This is a genomic window from Burkholderia sp. Bp8991 (genome assembly GCF_003853795.1).
GTDB lineage: Bacteria > Pseudomonadota > Gammaproteobacteria > Burkholderiales > Burkholderiaceae > Burkholderia.
Genome location: NZ_QTQJ01000018.1, coordinates 1 through 16,153, shown reverse-complemented (window position 1 = coordinate 16,153; position 16,153 = coordinate 1). Strand labels below are relative to the sequence as shown.

The 16,153-nt window shown below is 65.2% G+C and carries 18 protein-coding genes, 1 tRNA gene, 1 pseudogene and 1 riboswitch; of the genes and pseudogenes, 5 read left to right on the top strand and 15 right to left on the bottom strand.

The window, feature by feature from the left end:
* The first annotated feature begins 19 nt into the window (after positions 1-19).
* Both DIE02_RS20800 and DIE02_RS20795 read left to right on the top strand, forming a co-directional pair.
* Positions 20-1,357, top strand: a complete 1,338-nt coding sequence (locus DIE02_RS20800) for an aminotransferase class I/II-fold pyridoxal phosphate-dependent enzyme (protein ID WP_124529698.1) — start codon at positions 20-22, stop codon at positions 1,355-1,357.
* Positions 1,357-2,034, top strand: coding sequence for an N-acetyltransferase (locus DIE02_RS20795; protein ID WP_124529764.1), 678 nt, complete (start codon positions 1,357-1,359; stop codon positions 2,032-2,034). The genes DIE02_RS20800 and DIE02_RS20795 overlap by 1 nt, the downstream gene beginning before the upstream one ends.
* 9 nt (positions 2,035-2,043) lie before the next feature.
* Here the strand turns inward: DIE02_RS20795 and rfbD are convergent, their stop codons facing one another.
* From rfbD to DIE02_RS20765, 6 genes are all read right to left on the bottom strand, one after another.
* A complete protein-coding gene (gene rfbD, locus DIE02_RS20790) occupies positions 2,044-2,946 on the bottom strand; it encodes a dTDP-4-dehydrorhamnose reductase (protein WP_124529696.1) in 903 nt (300 codons plus the stop codon).
* A gap of 8 nt (positions 2,947-2,954) precedes the next feature.
* Entirely contained in the window at positions 2,955-3,506 is a 552-nt protein-coding gene (gene rfbC, locus DIE02_RS20785; RefSeq protein ID WP_124529694.1) for a dTDP-4-dehydrorhamnose 3,5-epimerase, read from the bottom strand.
* Positions 3,491-4,384 carry a glucose-1-phosphate thymidylyltransferase RfbA gene (rfbA, locus tag DIE02_RS20780; protein ID WP_044844083.1) on the bottom strand — a complete coding sequence of 298 codons (894 nt, stop codon included), beginning with the start codon at positions 4,382-4,384 and terminating at the stop codon, positions 3,491-3,493. Before rfbA ends, rfbC begins: the two co-directional genes overlap by 16 nt.
* Positions 4,385-4,395: 11 nt before the next feature.
* Entirely contained in the window at positions 4,396-5,457 is a 1,062-nt protein-coding gene (gene rfbB / locus DIE02_RS20775) for a dTDP-glucose 4,6-dehydratase (protein WP_124487933.1), read from the bottom strand.
* Positions 5,458-6,048: 591 nt separating this feature from the next.
* Positions 6,049-6,882, bottom strand: a complete 834-nt coding sequence (locus tag DIE02_RS20770) for a class II glutamine amidotransferase (RefSeq protein WP_044844085.1) — start codon at positions 6,880-6,882, stop codon at positions 6,049-6,051.
* Between the two features lie 149 nt (positions 6,883-7,031).
* The gene (locus DIE02_RS20765; protein ID WP_057926191.1) at positions 7,032-7,361 is read right to left on the bottom strand and encodes a carboxymuconolactone decarboxylase family protein; all 330 of its coding nucleotides are present in this window, start codon (positions 7,359-7,361) and stop codon (positions 7,032-7,034) included.
* Positions 7,362-7,491: 130 nt separating this feature from the next.
* Between DIE02_RS20765 and DIE02_RS20760 the strand changes: the two genes are divergently transcribed.
* Positions 7,492-8,442 carry an AraC family transcriptional regulator gene (locus tag DIE02_RS20760; protein ID WP_124529692.1) on the top strand — a complete coding sequence of 317 codons (951 nt, stop codon included), beginning with the start codon at positions 7,492-7,494 and terminating at the stop codon, positions 8,440-8,442.
* A gap of 151 nt (positions 8,443-8,593) precedes the next feature.
* Positions 8,594-8,746 carry a hypothetical protein gene (locus tag DIE02_RS36345; protein WP_409364371.1) on the top strand — a complete coding sequence of 51 codons (153 nt, stop codon included), beginning with the start codon at positions 8,594-8,596 and terminating at the stop codon, positions 8,744-8,746.
* A 188-nt stretch (positions 8,747-8,934) separates the two neighbouring features.
* Here the strand turns inward: DIE02_RS36345 and DIE02_RS20750 are convergent.
* The 9 genes from DIE02_RS20750 to DIE02_RS20710 all read right to left on the bottom strand — a co-directional run bounded on the left by DIE02_RS20750 (position 8,935) and on the right by DIE02_RS20710 (position 15,511).
* A tRNA-Lys gene (locus DIE02_RS20750) sits at positions 8,935-9,011 on the bottom strand.
* A 109-nt stretch (positions 9,012-9,120) separates the two neighbouring features.
* Complete coding sequence (ybgF, locus tag DIE02_RS20745; RefSeq protein WP_124487923.1) at positions 9,121-9,870, bottom strand: tol-pal system protein YbgF; 750 nt, start codon at positions 9,868-9,870, stop codon at positions 9,121-9,123.
* Positions 9,871-9,889: 19 nt separating this feature from the next.
* Positions 9,890-10,399, bottom strand: coding sequence for a peptidoglycan-associated lipoprotein Pal (pal, locus tag DIE02_RS20740; RefSeq protein WP_044844089.1), 510 nt, complete (start codon positions 10,397-10,399; stop codon positions 9,890-9,892).
* A 17-nt stretch (positions 10,400-10,416) separates the two neighbouring features.
* A complete protein-coding gene (gene tolB / locus DIE02_RS20735) occupies positions 10,417-11,712 on the bottom strand; it encodes a Tol-Pal system beta propeller repeat protein TolB (RefSeq protein WP_124487922.1) in 1,296 nt (431 codons plus the stop codon).
* A gap of 109 nt (positions 11,713-11,821) precedes the next feature.
* Positions 11,822-12,889, bottom strand: coding sequence for a cell envelope integrity protein TolA (gene tolA / locus DIE02_RS20730; protein WP_044844091.1), 1,068 nt, complete (start codon positions 12,887-12,889; stop codon positions 11,822-11,824).
* On the bottom strand, positions 12,886-13,335 hold the full coding sequence (tolR, locus tag DIE02_RS20725) for a protein TolR (protein WP_124487921.1): 450 nt from the start codon (positions 13,333-13,335) through the stop codon (positions 12,886-12,888). Before tolR ends, tolA begins: the two co-directional genes overlap by 4 nt.
* A 10-nt stretch (positions 13,336-13,345) precedes the next feature.
* On the bottom strand, positions 13,346-14,023 hold the full coding sequence (gene tolQ, locus DIE02_RS20720; RefSeq protein WP_010091489.1) for a protein TolQ: 678 nt from the start codon (positions 14,021-14,023) through the stop codon (positions 13,346-13,348).
* Positions 14,024-14,167: 144 nt separating this feature from the next.
* Positions 14,168-14,656, bottom strand: coding sequence for a tol-pal system-associated acyl-CoA thioesterase (ybgC, locus tag DIE02_RS20715; protein ID WP_124487920.1), 489 nt, complete (start codon positions 14,654-14,656; stop codon positions 14,168-14,170).
* A gap of 108 nt (positions 14,657-14,764) precedes the next feature.
* A complete protein-coding gene (locus DIE02_RS20710) occupies positions 14,765-15,511 on the bottom strand; it encodes an SDR family NAD(P)-dependent oxidoreductase (protein ID WP_044844094.1) in 747 nt (248 codons plus the stop codon).
* A 180-nt stretch (positions 15,512-15,691) separates the two neighbouring features.
* Positions 15,692-15,792, top strand: a riboswitch (ZMP/ZTP riboswitch).
* Positions 15,793-15,929: 137 nt separating this feature from the next.
* On the opposite strand from DIE02_RS20710, the pseudogene glyA reads away from it, so the two are divergent.
* Positions 15,930-16,153, top strand: a pseudogene (glyA, locus tag DIE02_RS20700) (serine hydroxymethyltransferase); the annotation flags it as partial.

The window sequence follows — 16,153 nt, the reverse complement described above, 5'->3', positions numbered from 1 at the left end:
ATTGCCCGGAACCAAAGACATGGCACTCGGAGAACACCTTCGCCAGCAACTGGCGGCGAAAGCCCTGAAACGGCAGCTGGAGCGCGCGACGGAAGCCGTCGCGGCGCCCGGCGTGCCCGCTGCACCGGCGGCACCGGCGGCACCGGCCGCGTCGGCGCGCAGCCGTTTCGAATCGATGCCGCAGTATCAGCAGGTCAGGATCATGCGCGAGATGGGCGAGAAGCTGCGCGTCGACTCGCCGTTCTTCCGCGTGCATGACGGCATCGCCGGCGCGACCACGCAAATCGGCGGTCGCGAATACGTGAACTTCGCGAACTACAACTATCTCGGTCTCGCCGGCGATCCGGCCGTATCCGAGCGGGCGAAGGCCGCGATCGATCGCTATGGCACGTCGGCGTCCGCGAGCCGGATGGTCGCGGGCGAGCGTCCGGTGCAGCGCGACCTCGAGCGCGCGCTGGCTGCGTTCTACGAGACCGACGATTGCGTCGCGTTCGTGAGCGGCCACGCGACCAACGTGACCGTGATCGGTGCGCTGTTCGGCCCCGGCGACCTGATCGTCCACGACGCGCTCGCGCACAACAGCATCGTGCAGGGCGCGCAGCTGAGCGGCGCGAAGCGGTTGAGCTTCGCGCACAACGACTGGCAGGCGCTCGACGTACTGCTGTCGCGCGTGCGGCGCGAATACCGGCACGTGCTGATCGCGATCGAAGGGCTGTACAGCATGGATGGCGATTTTCCGGACCTGCAGCGTTTCGTCGACGTGAAGACGCGCCACGGCGCGTTCCTGCTGGTCGACGAAGCGCATTCGCTCGGCGTGCTCGGTGCGACGGGCAAGGGCATCCGCGAGCATTGCGCGGTCGCACCCGACCAGGTCGACATGTGGATGGGCACGATGAGCAAGACGCTGGCCGGTTGCGGTGGTTTCATCGCCGGCTGCCAGCCGCTCGTTGACATGCTGCGCCATCTGGCGCCGGGCTTTCTCTACAGCGTCGGACTCGCGCCGACGCTCGCAGAAGCGTCGCTGGCCGCGCTCGAACGCCTGCAGGCCGAACCGCAGCGGGTGGCGCAATTGCAGGCACGCGGCCGGCAGTTCCTGACCGAGGCGCGCGCCGCCGGGCTCGACACCGGCACGAGCGCCGGCTATGCGGTCGTGCCGGTGATCACCGGCAGTTCGCTGAAAGCCGCGCAGTGGGCCAACGCGATGTTCGACGAAGGGATCAACGTGCAGCCGATCTTCTATCCGGCCGTCGAGGAGAAGGCCGCGCGCCTGCGTTTCTTCATCTGCTCGACGCACGAGCCGGCGCAGATCAGCCGGACCGTCGCCGTGCTGGCCCGCCTGGCGGGGCGGGCAACGTGATGCCCGCCGCGGCGCTCGCACCATCCTTCGACGCGCCGCATGCCGATGCGTCGACACCGTTTCGCGCCGCTTGCGCGGACGATGCGGCGGCATGCGCGCCGCTCGTGTTCGCATCCGGTGTCGGCGAATTCGGCTTCTTCCTCGGTGAAAGCGACGCGCGCTGCATTGCGTTCCTGCAACAGGCTTTCCGCTCGCGTCACGGCCGGTTCTCATGGCGCCGGCATCGGGTCGCGGTCGGCGCCGACGGCACGGTACAGGCCGTGATGGCCATCCATGACGGGCGCCGGACGATGTTCGACGACCTTCACGTCGTGTGGGCCCTGGCGCGCTTTTTCGGCGTGCGCCGCGCGATCGGCCAGTTGCTGCGCGGGCTGGTGCTCGAAACGGAGATTCCGGCGCCGAAACGTGCGCAGATCCTCATCGCGCATTGTGCGACGGACGAGCGGCAGCGCGGCACGGGCATCTTCACCGCACTGCTGCGCGACGCGCTCGAGACCGGTGCGGTGCCGGACGACCGCAGCCGAGAAATCGTGCTCGACGTGCTGACCCGGAATGTACGTGCCCGCGAACTGTACGAGCGGCTCGGCTTTGCCGTGCTGACGCGGTCGCGTCAGCGCTCGCGCCGGCTGCCCGCCGAACTCGATTCGGTCCGCATGCGGCTCACGCGCCGCGGCTGACGGTGCGCGTTAAATTTCTTTCATGCACAGCTCGAGCGCAGCTTCCCAATGCGGCGCGCGCACGCCGAAGTGCTCGGCCAGTTTCTCGTTCGACATCCGCGAATTGGCCGGGCGGCTGGCGGGTGTCGGATAGGCGCTGGCGGGAATCGGCATGACCGCAGGCTTCCTTGGTAGATTCGAGAGACGGAAAATCGCCTCGGCGAAGCCGTGCCACGAAGTCGAACCCGCCGCGCACAGGTGATAGATGCCTGAATGCGCGTTCCACCATGCTTCCCGACCGGCCGCGCCGGCGGCGGCGGCCTGTGCGACGACATGGGCGGTCAGCGTTGCGATCGTGTTCGACCAGGTCGGTGCACCGATCTGGTCCGCGACGATCTTCAGTTCGTCGCGCTCGGCGCCCAGGCGCAGCATCGTCAGCAGAAAGTTCTTGCCGCGCGCACCGTACACCCAGCTCGTGCGGAAGATCAGATGCGCGCAGCCGGCGGCCGCGATCGCCTGTTCGCCCGCGAGCTTGGTCTTGCCATAGACGTTTTGCGGATCGACGGGATCGTCCTCGACGTACGGGCCGTCCTTCGTCCCGGCAAAGACGTAATCGGTCGAGTAGTGAATCAGCGCCGCGCCGATGCGCTTCGCCTCTTCGGCCAGCACCGCGGGCGCCTCGGCGTTCAGGCGCGTGGCAAGCGCGACGTCGGTCTGCGCCTGATCCACCGCCGTGTACGCGGCCGGATTCACGATCAGGTCGGGCTTCACTTCACGCACGACCTCGCGCACCTGGTCGAGGCGCGACAGGTCGAGCCGGTTGCGGTCGAGCGCGACCACGTTACCGAGCCCTTGCAGCGTGCGCGCCAGCTCGAATCCCACCTGGCCGTTGATTCCGGTGAGCAGGATGGTTCGCGGTTCGGGCGTTTGCACGGCGGCCCTCACTGGAAGCACTCGGCTTCGGCGAGCCGCTTGCCCGCCGCGTCTTTCGCGGCCAGCAGCGGTTCGCCGTCGAGCGGCCATTCGATGCCGATCTCCGGATCGTTCCACAGCAGGCTGCGCTCGTGCTCCGGGAACCAGTAGTCGGTGGTTTTGTAGAGGAATTGTGCGGACTCCGACAGCACCACGAAGCCGTGCGCGAAGCCGGGCGGCACCCACAGCTGGCGATGGTTGTCGGCCGACAGCGTCACACCGACCCATTTGCCGAAATTCGGCGAACTGCGCCGGATGTCGACTGCGACGTCGAACACCTCACCTTCGACCACGCGCACGAGCTTGCCCTGCGCGTGCTCGATCTGGTAGTGGAGCCCGCGCAGCACACCCTTCGCGGAACGCGAGTGGTTGTCCTGGACGAACTCGACGTCGGCCTCGACGAGCGCCGAGAATTCGCGCCCGTTGAAGCTCTCGTAGAAATAGCCACGCGCGTCGCCGAATACTTTCGGCTCGACGATCTTGACTTCGGGGAGCGCCGTAGCAGTTACCGTGATGGCCATGCAACCTGATCCGTAAGAATGTTCAGCAAATATTTGCCGTAGCCGTTTTTCGACAGCGGCTGCGCGAGCTTCTGTACCTGTTCGGCATCGATCCAGTGCCTGCGGTACGCGATCTCCTCGGGGCAGGCGACGACCAGACCTTGCCGCTTCTGCAGCGTCGCGATGAAGCTGGCGGCCTCGATCAGCGAATCGTGGGTGCCGGTGTCGAGCCATGCATAGCCGCGGCCCATGATCTCGACGTTCAACGCGCCGTCGGCGAGATAGCGGGAATTGACGTCGGTGATTTCGAGTTCGCCGCGCGGCGACGGCTCGATGTCGGCGGCGATGTCGCACACGCGGTTGTCGTAGAAGTAGAGGCCGGTCACGGCGTAGTGCGAACGCGGCTTGGCCGGCTTCTCTTCGATCGATACGGCACGGAAGTGCTGGTCGAACTCGACGACGCCGTAACGCTCCGGATCGTGTACGTGATAGGCGAACACCGTTGCGCCAGCGTCCTGCGCGTCTGCGTGCTCGAGCTGCTTGGCCAGGTCGTGACCATAGAAGATGTTGTCGCCGAGGATAAGCGCCGACGGGTCGTTGCCCACGAATTCGCGGCCGATGACGAACGCCTGCGCAAGACCGTCCGGTGACGGCTGCACCGCATACCGGATGTTCATCCCCCACTGGCTACCGTCGCCGAGCATGGCTTCGAAGCGCGGGGTGTCCTGCGGCGTCGAGATGATCAGCACGTCGCGAATGCCCGCTACCATCAGCGTCGACAGCGGGTAATAGATCATCGGCTTGTCGTAGACAGGAAGCAACTGCTTCGAGACCGAATGCGTGATCGGATAGAGCCGTGTGCCGGAACCGCCGGCGAGAATGATGCCCTTGCGCGCCATGTCCGTTCCCCTCACGCGCGGTGCGCGTAGTTCGTTGCGACCCACTTGCGGTACTCGCCCGAAGCGACTTCGTCGACCCATTCCTGATGGTCGAGATACCAGCGCACCGTTTTCGCGAGACCGGTTTCGAACGTTTCGGCGGGCTTCCAGCCGAGTTCGCGCTCGAGCTTGCGCGCATCGATCGCGTAGCGTCGGTCATGGCCCGGCCGGTCGGTCACGTAAGTGATCTGGTCGCGGTACGAGCCCGCCGATTTCGGTCGCAGTTCGTCCAGCAGGTCGCACAGCGTGTGCACGACCTCGAGATTTGTTTTCTCGTTCCACCCGCCGATGTTGTACGTTTCGCCGGTCTGGCCGCGCGCGAGTACCTCGCGGATCGCACTGCAGTGGTCGCCGACATACAGCCAGTCTCGTACATTCTGGCCATCGCCATACACGGGCAGCGGCTTGCCGGCGAGCGCGTTGGCGATCATCAGCGGAATGAGCTTCTCGGGGAACTGGTACTGGCCATAGTTGTTCGAGCAGTTCGTGGTCAGCGTCGGCAGGCCGTACGTATGCTGATACGCGCGCACGAGATGATCGGAACCGGCCTTGGTCGCCGAATAGGGGCTGTTCGGTGCGTACGGAGTCGTTTCGGAGAATTGCGGATCGGCAGGCGACAGCGAACCGAATACCTCGTCCGTGGAAACGTGCAGAAAACGGAATGCGGCCTTGTCCGCCTCCGGCAGCGTATTCCAGTACTGGCGCGCGGCTTCGAGCAGCGTAAATGTCCCGACGACATTGGTCTGAACAAAATCCGCCGGCCCGTGAATCGAGCGATCGACGTGGCTTTCCGCAGCGAAATGCAGGACCGCCCGAGGCTTGTATTCCGCGAACAGCGCGTCGAGTGCTGCACGGTCGCAGATATCGGCGTGCGCGAACACGTGCTTCGGGTTTCCGTGCAGCGATTTTAGCGTTCCGAGATTGCCCGCATAGGTCAATTTGTCGACGTTCAGAACCGATTCGTCCGATTGACGCAGCCAGTCAAGCACAAAGTTGGCACCGATAAAGCCGGCGCCACCTGTAACCAATATCATGTAGCCTCTCTCATTACGTTAATGGCAGTGAATCCTGCCTTGTTCTCGTTCGCGCGCTGCCCTCGGTTGACGCGCGTTGAAGAATATCAAGAAATCGTGCGAGCCTGGCGGACGTGGCGGACGTGGCGGGCTGGATTGCACGCATATTCTAGGATATTCCTCGGGGGCAACGCATGTGCCAACCGGACAGTCTGCGTTGAAAGACTATTAATTCTCTATACCGCGGGACCCGGCCGGTGCCGGTTGCGTACGGGGTATCACGATTTCCCGTGCTCTTGCGGGGAATTCATCAGACATGCAATCTCGCGCAAACATTTGCGCGAACCGCAGCAAAGAAACGGCAAGCGGGAGTTGATGTCGAATGCGGTGATGGTTTTTGCGATACTTGAAATCGGCGATAACTATACCATGCTCGATTCAGTCGGTGCGAATCACTCGTTTTATGTCGTGATTTAGTATTGCCGTGTCTTTGCTTTGCCGTCACGGCTGGTGGCGCCGTGGTCGTTGGCACGCCTGTCAGTTTATTCGCTAAATCCGGTTTGATTCGGACACATTTCGCCGTGGCGGCAGGAGTTGAAACGCAGCTTCAACCTACTTATGCCGCGGATTGAACGGCCGCTGCTGCACATCCGCCCCCTGCGCGACGATCGCCATGCTTTCCGGCACTTCCTCCCATGCGCCGCGCAAGTCGACGAGCGGCTCCGACACGACCATGAACGCGTCGTCGCCCGCTTCCGCGATGCGCGGGTTGTGCGGATAGAGTTCGTGCAGATGCTTGAACGACGTGCTGTGGAACAGCGAGCGCGATTGCCGTTCGCTCGAGTAGCGCACCGCGATGATCCGCTCACCGTCCGTCGCGCAGATCGTCATGTTGAGCGGCTCGGCAACGCGGTATCGCGCGGCGGTTTCCTCGACCATGCCGACCATCCGTTCGAGCGCCGGCAGCGGCGTCTGCTCCAGGCCGAAGGTCAGCGCGAGACGGAACATCAGCTCGGAGTCGGTCGTCCCTTCGATCGTCGGGAACAGTGCCGGGTCGACCTTCATCGTCAGGTCGCGGCGCAGCTTGTGGAAATCGCGAATCAGCCCGTTGTGCGCGAACAGCCAGCGGCCGTGGCGGAACGGATGGCAGTTGGTTTCCTGGACGGGCGTGTCGGTTGCCGCGCGGATATGTGCGATGAACATCCGCGAGCGGATCGCGCGCGCGGCTTCGCGCAGGTTGCGGTCGTTCCATGCGGGATGCACCGACCGATAGCGGAACGGCAGTTCCTCGGGGCGGCCGTACCAGCCGATGCCGAACCCGTCGCCGTTGGTGGTCGTGGCGCCCAGCTCCGAATGCAGGCTCTGGTCGATCAGCGAATGCTTCGCGCGAAACAGGACGGTCTCGAGATGGATCGGATTACCCGTATAGGCGAGCCAGCGGCACATGGAGCGCTCCTTCGCGATGAATCTTCTCGCGCATGGTAGCCGACTTCGCGGCGCCGGCGTACGCGACCGCGGCGCGTCCGCCGGCTGGCCGGCCGCGCCGGCGATCGTCCGCGAAGGATGCGGCGGGCGCCGCACCCTTCAGGTGCGCGTCACTCGCCGAGCGCGTCCATCACGCGGGCCGAATAGACGAGCGCCGCGCCCGCATTCAGCGCGATCGCGACGCCGAGCGCCTCGGCCACTTCCTCCTTGGTTGCGCCATGCTTCGCGGCTTCAGCCGTGTGCACCGCGATACAGCCATCGCAGCGTGTCGTGACGGCCACCGCGAGCGCGATCAGTTCGCGCGTCTTCGCGTCGAGATGGCCTGTCTTGGCGCCGGCGCCGGACAGCGCCTTGTAGCCGGCCAGCGTGTCGGGCGAGAGCTTCGCGATGTCGCCGATGCGCGTCGAGAGTTCCTTCCGGTATTCGTTCCAGTTCAGCATGATGCGTCCTTTCGAGAAGAGGTGGATCAGGCGGCGGATGCCGCGATCTCGGGCGATGCAGGACTTATTCTGAGCGTTCGCGCTGAGGGTTTCGATACGCTAGAGTGTCAATTTTTAGCGCAAACGTCTCATGGACGCATTGAGTCAACTGTTGTCGCTGGGCCGCAGCCATGTCGAGCTCGACGTGCGCTGCCTGCTCGACGGCCCGTTCGCGATGCCGCACGATCCGTTGCCGCCCGGCGAGGCGGCGTTTCACCTGCTGCTGTCCGGAACGTGCCGGCTGCGCACGGCCGACGGGCGCACGCTGCGGCTGGCCGACGGCGACTTCGTGCTGCTGCCGGCGGGCGACGCGCACGATTTGTCCGATGTCGGCGGTAGTGGCGCGCGGCCGCCGGTCGCGTCGCTGCGCGAGCCGGGCGTGGCCGGCGGTGCGGTGCTGCCGGTCAAGTCGAATCGCGATCCCGCGGATCCGGCCGATGCGAGCGTCGACCTGCTTTGCGGGCGCTTCATTTATGCGCGCGGCGCAGGTGAATTGCTGATGCGTACGTTACCGCGGGTGCTGCATGTCGGGCTGCGCGCGGCGTCGGGGCCCGCGTCGCTGCAACTGCTGACGAGCGTGCTGCGTGCCGAGGCATCGAGCGCGCAGCCGGGTGCGCGCGCGATCGTGAACGCGCTGGGGCAGGCATTGCTCGCCTACGCGTTGCGTGCGTACGGCCGCGATGCGCGCGTGCCGGCCGGCTGGCTCGCGCTGGCTGCCGATGCGCGGCTCGGCCCGTCGGTCCAGGCCGTGCTGCAGGCGCCGGCGCAAGCGTGGACGGTCGAATCGCTCGGCGCGGCATCCGCGATGTCGCGCGCGACCTATGCGCGGCATTTCCGCGAGAAGGCCGGGATGAGCGTCGGCGCGTTCGTCGCGCAGATCCGGATGATGCATGCATGCGCGCTGCTGCAGGACACGCAGCGCGGCCAGGCGGAGATCGGGCAGGCGGTCGGCTATCAGTCCGAGGCGGCGTTCGGCAAGGCGTTTCGCGCGGTGCTCGGCACGACGCCTGGGCGCTGGCGGCGCGCGCAGCGGGACACGTAAGACCGGCAGCGCGATCGTCGTGTGGTGCGGCAACGCGGCTACCATGCGCGAAATGTATTCCGATGAAAACGATTTCGAACAAGACCCAATGGCTGGGTCGCGCTGTTGATCGCGATCGCGCTGCTGGTCGTCGGCATTCTTCAATGCGACGCTGCAACCGAGCGAGAAGGGCTTCTACGCGATTTGTCGTTCGTGCTCGTGCTGTTCGTTCGGTGCGGTGACCGTGCAGAAGAATACGCGCGACATGCAGCGCGCCAAGCCGCGCTTCACCGACGCGGATTCCGCGCCGACCGTTCAGGAGTGACGGTGACGCCACGCGAAGCGTGGCGCCCGAGCGGGCCGCCTGTGTCGCATGGCACGCGCCGGCTCCCCGTTCGATCGACTTCGTCGAAAGCGGCGCGAGCATCATCGAGATGCCGAGCGCAATACTGCGGGAAGCAGACGCAAAAAAGCCTCCACTCGGGAGGCTTTTATTGCACTATCAAAGATAGTTGGTAGGGTGGGAGGGACTCGAACCCTCGACTCTCTGATTAAAAGTCAGATACTCTAACCAACTGAGTTACCACCCCACGTTCTTGAAACCGGTTGGTCCGTTGCGCTGACAACTTGCTCAACGACCCAAAGAGCAAAAGATTATATCGGCGAATTGAAGGGCTGTCAACAATTCGACACGGTAATTTATTTGATGCTCTCGATCTTGCCCTGCGCGGTCTGCGCAGCGTTCGATCCGGCGTACTGCGACACGACCTGCTCGAACGTCTTCTTCGCGGCCGCCTTCTGGCCTTGCTCGAGCTGGTTCGTCCCGATCGCGACGAGCGCGTCGGCCGCACGCGGATGCTGCGGATACTTGCTCACGATCGCTTGCCACGTCGCGGTCGAGCCGCGGTAGTCGCGCAGCGCGTATTGCGCATTGCCGAGCCAGTACTGCGCAGTCGGCTGGTACGGGCTCTGCGGGTACTTCGCGATGAAGCTGCGGAACGAGGCCGCGGCCGCCTTGAAGTTGCCGTTGCGGAATTGCTGCTGCGCCGCGCTGAGCGCATCCGTTTCACCCGGCTGCACGGTGCCTTCGACACCATCGATCGTCGCCTGTTGCGGCTCGAACTTCTTGAGCCGCGTGTCGAGATCCTGGTAATACTCCTTCTGCTGCCGCTCGAGCGTCGTCAGCCGATTCGTCAGATCCTCGTTCTCGCCGCGCAGCGTCGCGACCTGCTGGTTCAGCTGGTCGATACGGCCGGATTGATCGAGGATCGTACGCTGGGCGGCCGACAGCTGGCTGGACAGGTTGTCGCTCTTGCTGCGCAGATCGAGCACGGCGCGGCGCGCCTCGTTGTCGTCGAACATGCCGGCGTGCGCCGGCGCGGCCGACCACGCCGCGCCGACGACGCAGAACGCTGCGGCGATGCGCAGCCAGGATACACGGTGCGTCATACGGCAACTCTTCCGTTACTTACTGTTGGTAGACGAGGTCGGCGCGACGGTTCTGCGCCCACGATGCTTCGTCGTGACCCGCTGCTTGCGGCTTTTCCTTACCGAGGCTCACGGCTTCCATCTGCGAGTCGTTCACGCCGAGCAGTGCCATCGCGCGGCGGACAGCTTCCGCACGCTTCTGGCCCAGCGCGAGGTTGTACTCGCTCGTGCCGCGCTCGTCGGTGTTGCCCTGGATCAGCACGTGACGCTGCGGATGGCTCTTCAGGTACTGAGCGTGTTGCTGCATCAGCGGCTGGTACTCGTCCTTCACCGAATAGCTGTCGAAGTCGAAGTAGATGCTGCGCTTTGCGAGCGGGCTGTTCGGATCGTTCAGCGGATCGACGTTCACTTGCGCGACGTTGTCGGCGCTCGGCTGCGTGCTCATCGCACCCGCGTTGGCCTTGTCGTCGAGCTTCACACCCGACTTGCACGCTGCGAGCGCGCTGATCATCATCACGGCCAGGGCCAGACGAGCTTTATTCGACATCATGGTTACTCTCCTTGTGGTCATTGCATGAAGGGCCCCCACGACGGCTCACGAACGGAGCCGCCCTGGACGGACAGGATTTGCGGCGGCGCGCTGCCGTCGGAGGGCACTGCTGCCAGCACGTTACGACCACCCGACTGGGTCGCGTAGAGAAGGTACTGGCCGTTTGCCGCGAAGCTCGGCGATTCGTCGCGATTGGTATTCGTGACGGCGTTCGCCGCCCCGGATTGCAGATCCTGAACGTACAGCTTGAACCCCCCACCCGTGCGGGAGATGTAGGCGAGCAGCTTGCCGTCCGGGCTGATGCGCGGGCTGGTGTTGTAGCTGCCGGTGAAGGTCACGCGTTGTGCCGCGCCGGCGCTTTCGCCTTGCGCCGGCATCCGGTAGATCTGCGGCGCGCCGCCGCGATCGCTCGTGAAATAGATCCAGCGGCCGTCCGGCGAGTAGAACGGCTCGGTATCGATCGAGCTGCTCTGCGTGAGCCGGCGCAGACCGCCACCGGTTGCATTGACCGTATAGATTTGCGTATTGCCCGTCAGCGACAGGGCAACGGCCAGCGTGTTGCTGTCCGGCGACCACGCCGGCGCGCTGTTGTTGCCCTTCTGGTCGGAGACGATGTAGCGGCGGCCGGTCGGCAGGTCATGGATGTAGACGATCGGCTTCTTGCGCTCGAACGACACGTACGCGACCTTCGTGCCGCTCGGCGACCACGACGGCGAGATGATCGGCTCGGTGCTCGACAGCGCGATGCGCGGGTTCTGGCCGTCCGAATCCGAGATCTGCAGCTGGTAGCGGTTACCCGTCTTGATCACGTACGACAGGCGCGTGGCGAACACGCCGCGCACGCCGAGCAGCTTCTGGTAGATGTAGTCGGCGATCTTGTGGCCGGCCGTGCGCAGCGTGGTGTCGGTGGCCGTCAGCGACAGGCCGCCGAGGCTTTGCTGTTTCACGGTGTCGTACAGGATGAAGTTCACCTTGTACTGGCCGTTCGCTTCGCGGTTCACGCTGCCGGCGACGAACGCATTCGCGCCCTTGGCCTTCCATGCGCCGAGATCGACCGATGCGGTCTCGGGCACGGGCGTGCTGCCCGCGTCGATGTTGGTGAATTTGCCGCTACGGGCGAGGTCGGAGCGGACGATCGACGTGACCTGCTGCGGCAGGCCTGCCTCGTTCGCGAAGTTCGCGGTGGCGATGGGGAACTGGGTCGAACCGACGCCGGTGATCAGCACGTTGACCTGCGCGTTAGCGGCGCCGCCGGCCGCAATCAGACACGAGGCCACGAGTGCCCTGAAACCTAGTTTCGTCATCAAACTCATGCTTCTTGCTTCCCATGTGACTTGGATCGCTGCGCAACCGCAGAGACAGTAAAAATACCCGATTCGTTCCCGTCCGGCAGCGACGCACGGAGTGTAAGCGCATTTGCGATCACTCCGCCGCCTTGAAGGTAATCGTAATGTCGGACGGGGTACGACCGTTAGAATCGGGCGGCAATGGGACCGACGACTGGATCGCATTGACCACGGCTTGATCCCACCCCGAATTTCCGCTCGAACGGCGGATCGAAACACTGAGCACGTCGCCCGACGGCGTGCAGCGGATCGCGACCACAGTCGTCAGGCCCGCGCGCTCGCCGCCCCAGACGATGTTCGGCTTCACGCGGCGACGCACCTTGTCGGGATAGCCGGGCGATGCGGCATTGCCGCCGGAGCCCGTGCCGGTGCCGCTTTTCGCGAGGCCCTCGCCGCCGCCTTCGCCGGCGCCGGACATGCCCTGCATCTGCGCGAGGCGCGCGTTGCGCTCACGGTCGAGCTTCGCCTTCGCTGCCGCGTCGGCCTTCGCGCGCGCCGTCGCTTCAGCCTTCGCCTTGGCCTGGGCTTCCGCCTTCGCCTTCGCGGCCGCGTCGGCCCTGGCCTTCGCTGCCTGCTGCGCTTCCAGCTGCGCCTGCTTCTGTTGCTGCTGTTTCTGCTGCTGGAGTTTCTGTTGTTCGAGCTTCTGCTGCTCCACGAGCTGTTGTTGCTTGAGCTTGTCCGCCTGCTTCTGCCGTTCGCGCTCGGCGGCCTTCTGCGCGGCGAGCGCGGCAGCCTGCTGGGCCGCGAGCTGCTCGCGCCGGGTTTCCTCTTGCTGGGCCTTCAGTTGCTGCGCGCGGCGCTGCTGCTCGAGCAGCGCTTCGCGCGCGGCCGCTTCCTGCTGCCGTTTCTTCTGCTGCAGCGCGATGTCCGCCTGCTCGTCCCGGACCGGGGGAGGGGGCGGTGCGAGCTTCGCGGGCGGCGCGGGCGTGACGACGGGCCGCGGCGCGGGCACGTCGGGTACCTCGGTCCACAGCTCGGCCTCGGAGCCGGCCGGCGTGCTGTTCTGCCATTGCACGCCGTGATAGAGGAACAGCGCGAGCAGCACGTGCATCAGCGCGGCGAGCGCGAACGCGCGCCAGGTGCCGCGCTCGCGCGGGGGCTGAGACGGGTAGGCGTTGCCGCGCGTGGATTGCTGCCGGTTCATTGCGATTTGACGAGGAGGCCGACGCGCTTGACGCCGCGCGCCTTCAGATCCGACATCACGGTCATGACCGCATCGTACTGCACGGTCTTGTCGGCCGCGATCACGACGGGCTGGTCGGGATGATCGGCCTGCCGGGCCGAGATGAAGCTGTCGAGCTCGGCCTTGGTCATCGTGTCTTCCTGCGTCGCGCCGGCGTCGCTCTTGTACTTGACGCTCATCGTGCGGTCGGCCTTGATGTTGACGACGACGGGGGGCGTCTGTTCCTGCGGTGCTGCGTTGCCGACGGTCGGCAGATTGATGATCGACGGGGCGACGAGCGGTGCCGTGACCATGAAGATCACGAGCAGCACCAGCATCACGTCGATGTACGGCACGACGTTGATGTCGGCCATCGCGCGGCGCGAGCGGCCGCCGCGCATGCTGGATCGAATGGGGCTTCCTGCCATGGCGTGCTCCTTACTGGGCCTGGCGCTGCAGGATGTTCGAGAACTCTTCGATGAAGGTCTCGAAGCGGATCGCGAGGCGGTCGATGTCGTGCGCGTAGCGGTTGTACGCGACCACCGCCGGAATCGCGGCGAACAGGCCGATCGCGGTGGCGACGAGTGCCTCGGCGATGCCCGGTGCGACGTTCGCGAGCGTCGCCTGCTGCACGTTCGCGAGGCCGCGGAACGAGTTCATGATCCCCCAGACGGTGCCGAACAGGCCGATGTACGGGCTGACCGAGCCGACCGACGCGAGGAACGCGAGGTTCGCTTCGAGTACGTCCATTTCGCGCTGGAACGACGCGCGCATCGCGCGGCGTGCCCCGTCGAGCACGAGGCCCGGGTCGCTGATGCGCTTTTCCTTCGCCTTCAGGAATTCACGCATCCCCGATTCGAAGATCCGCTCGAGCGCGCCGATCGTGTGACGGTTGTTGGCCGCGCTCTGATACAGCGCCTGCAGGTCGCCGCCCGACCAGAAATCCCTTTCGAAGCGTTCGGTCTGCGCGCGTGCGCGGCGGATCGCGAACCACTTGCGGAAGATGAAGGTCCACGACATCAGCGACAGCAGCAACAGCAGCCCCATCACGGCCTGGGCCAGCACGCTCGCGTTGAGGACGAGGGAAATGATCGACAGGTCTTGAGAAGTGTTCATAGAGGTTTGAGTAACGTCCCTTCGGGGGTGTCCGGCGAGGGCGCACGGTATGCGTGTGGCGCGGCGCGCCGGCCTGGCCTGGCGCCGAACCTTGCTTAGTATCGATTCAGGAAGGCAAGTTCATGGGCCTTGTCTAAACGGTGCTCATCCGAGCTTCGTTGACAGTACGGCAGTCTGCCCGGCGTCGATGACGGGCCCGCGTTGCAGCGCGTCGAGCACGACCGGCGGGATCGCCGCGGGCCGGATGCCGATCTGTTCGACGCAGCCGAGGCGGATGTGTCCGGCGACGAGCAGCGTGTCGCCACGCCATGCTTCCTGCGTGAATTCCACCGAGGCGCGGCCGATGCGTCCGGGCCGGCTCGTGATCGTCAGCGTGTCGTCGAGTCGCGCCGGAGCGCGGTAGTCGAGCGTCGTGCTGCGGACGATGAAGATCGCGCCCGTGTCGTCGGCGAGCCGACGCTGGTCGATGCCGCACGCGCGCAGCCATTCGGTGCGAGCGCGCTCGAAGAATTTCAGGTAGTTGGCATAGAAGACGATGCCGCCTGCGTCGGTGTCCTCGTAGTACACGCGTACCGGCCAGGTGAAGCCGGAGTGCGAGTCCGGGGAGCGGGTAGGCTGAGTCATGGCGCGCATTTTACCGGAAGGCCGAGGCCGGATTCGTAACCGATTCGTAACGGAATGTAGTACGGCGCAGCATGCCGCGGGCCGGCCGGAGGCGGGCCCGCGGCTGCGCCCGTCGTGTCAGCCGCGATGGATCGTGAGGCCGGCCGGAGCCTGGGCGACCGGCATCATCTCGATCGTGTTGATGTTGACGTGCGCGGGGCGCGTCGCGATCCAGTAGATCGTGTCGGCGATGTCCTCGGCCGTGAGCGGCTGGACGTTCTGGTAGACGTTCGCCGCCTTCGCATCGTCGCCGCGGAAGCGGACGTTCGAGAATTCCGTGCCGCCGCAGAGGCCCGGCTCGATGTCGGTTACGCGCAACGGCGTGCCGATCAGGTCGGCGCGCAGGTTCAGGCTGAATTGTCTGACGAAAGCCTTGGTTGCGCCGTATACGTTCCCGCCCGGATACGGATAGGTGCCGGCCACCGAACCGAGGTTGAAGATATGGCCGCGGCCGCGCTCGATCATGCCGGGCAGCAACGCGTGCGTGACGGTCACGAGGCCCGAGCAGTTCGTATCGATCATGGTTTGCCACTCGTCGAGGCTGGCCTTGTGGGCCGGCTCGACACCGAGCGCGAGACCGGCGTTGTTGACGAGCACGTCGAGCGCCGCGAATTCGGCGGGAAGGGCGGCCGGCACGGCTTCTACTGCGGCGCGGTCGCGCACGTCGAGCTCGAGCGGCAGCAGTGCCTCGCCGAGTTCGGCCGCGAGCGCATCGAGACGATCCTTGCGGCGCGCGGTTGCGACGACGCGATGGCCGCCGTTGACGAAGGCTCGGGCGATTGCGGCGCCGAAGCCGGCGGACGCGCCTGTGACGAACACGATCATTGCTGCTCCTGGTCGGTAACAAAGTAGCGGATAGTATCCCGCAAGCCTACTGAGATTGCCGCACCGCGGCAAGGCGCCAAAGCGCGTCGGCACGGGTGCGTAAAATCTGGCCCTTATTGTTTCGGGGCCGCTGCCGCGCGGTTGCCTATTCATGACGCATCCAATAAACTAACGCGCTCATCACCCCTGCGTGACTGGCGATAGAACCCTTCGGGTTCAAGGTGGAGCATCCCACCGTGAAGCGCGGGGCGCCGTTTTTGCCGTTCGCCTGGGCAGCCGTTGTGCGCCGTTGCGTGCATCGCCGGTGGCTGTCCCGTCTCGCGTCATACGGATTCTTCCGCCACGTCGAGCTGGTTCCGCCAGCAGCGCAATGTACTCGGCCGCCCCGGTCAACCTGTACACACTTAACGGAAACCGTATGTTTGACAGAGCCCAAAGCACCATCGCGAACGTCGATCCCGAACTCTTTGCAGCGATCGAGCAGGAAAACCGCCGCCAGGAAGATCACATCGAGCTGATCGCGTCGGAAAACTACACGAGCCCGGCCGTGATGGCCGCACAGGGCTCGCAGCTCACGAACAAGTACGCGGAAGGTTATCCGGGCAAGCGCTACTACGGCGGCTGTGAGTACGTCGACGTGGT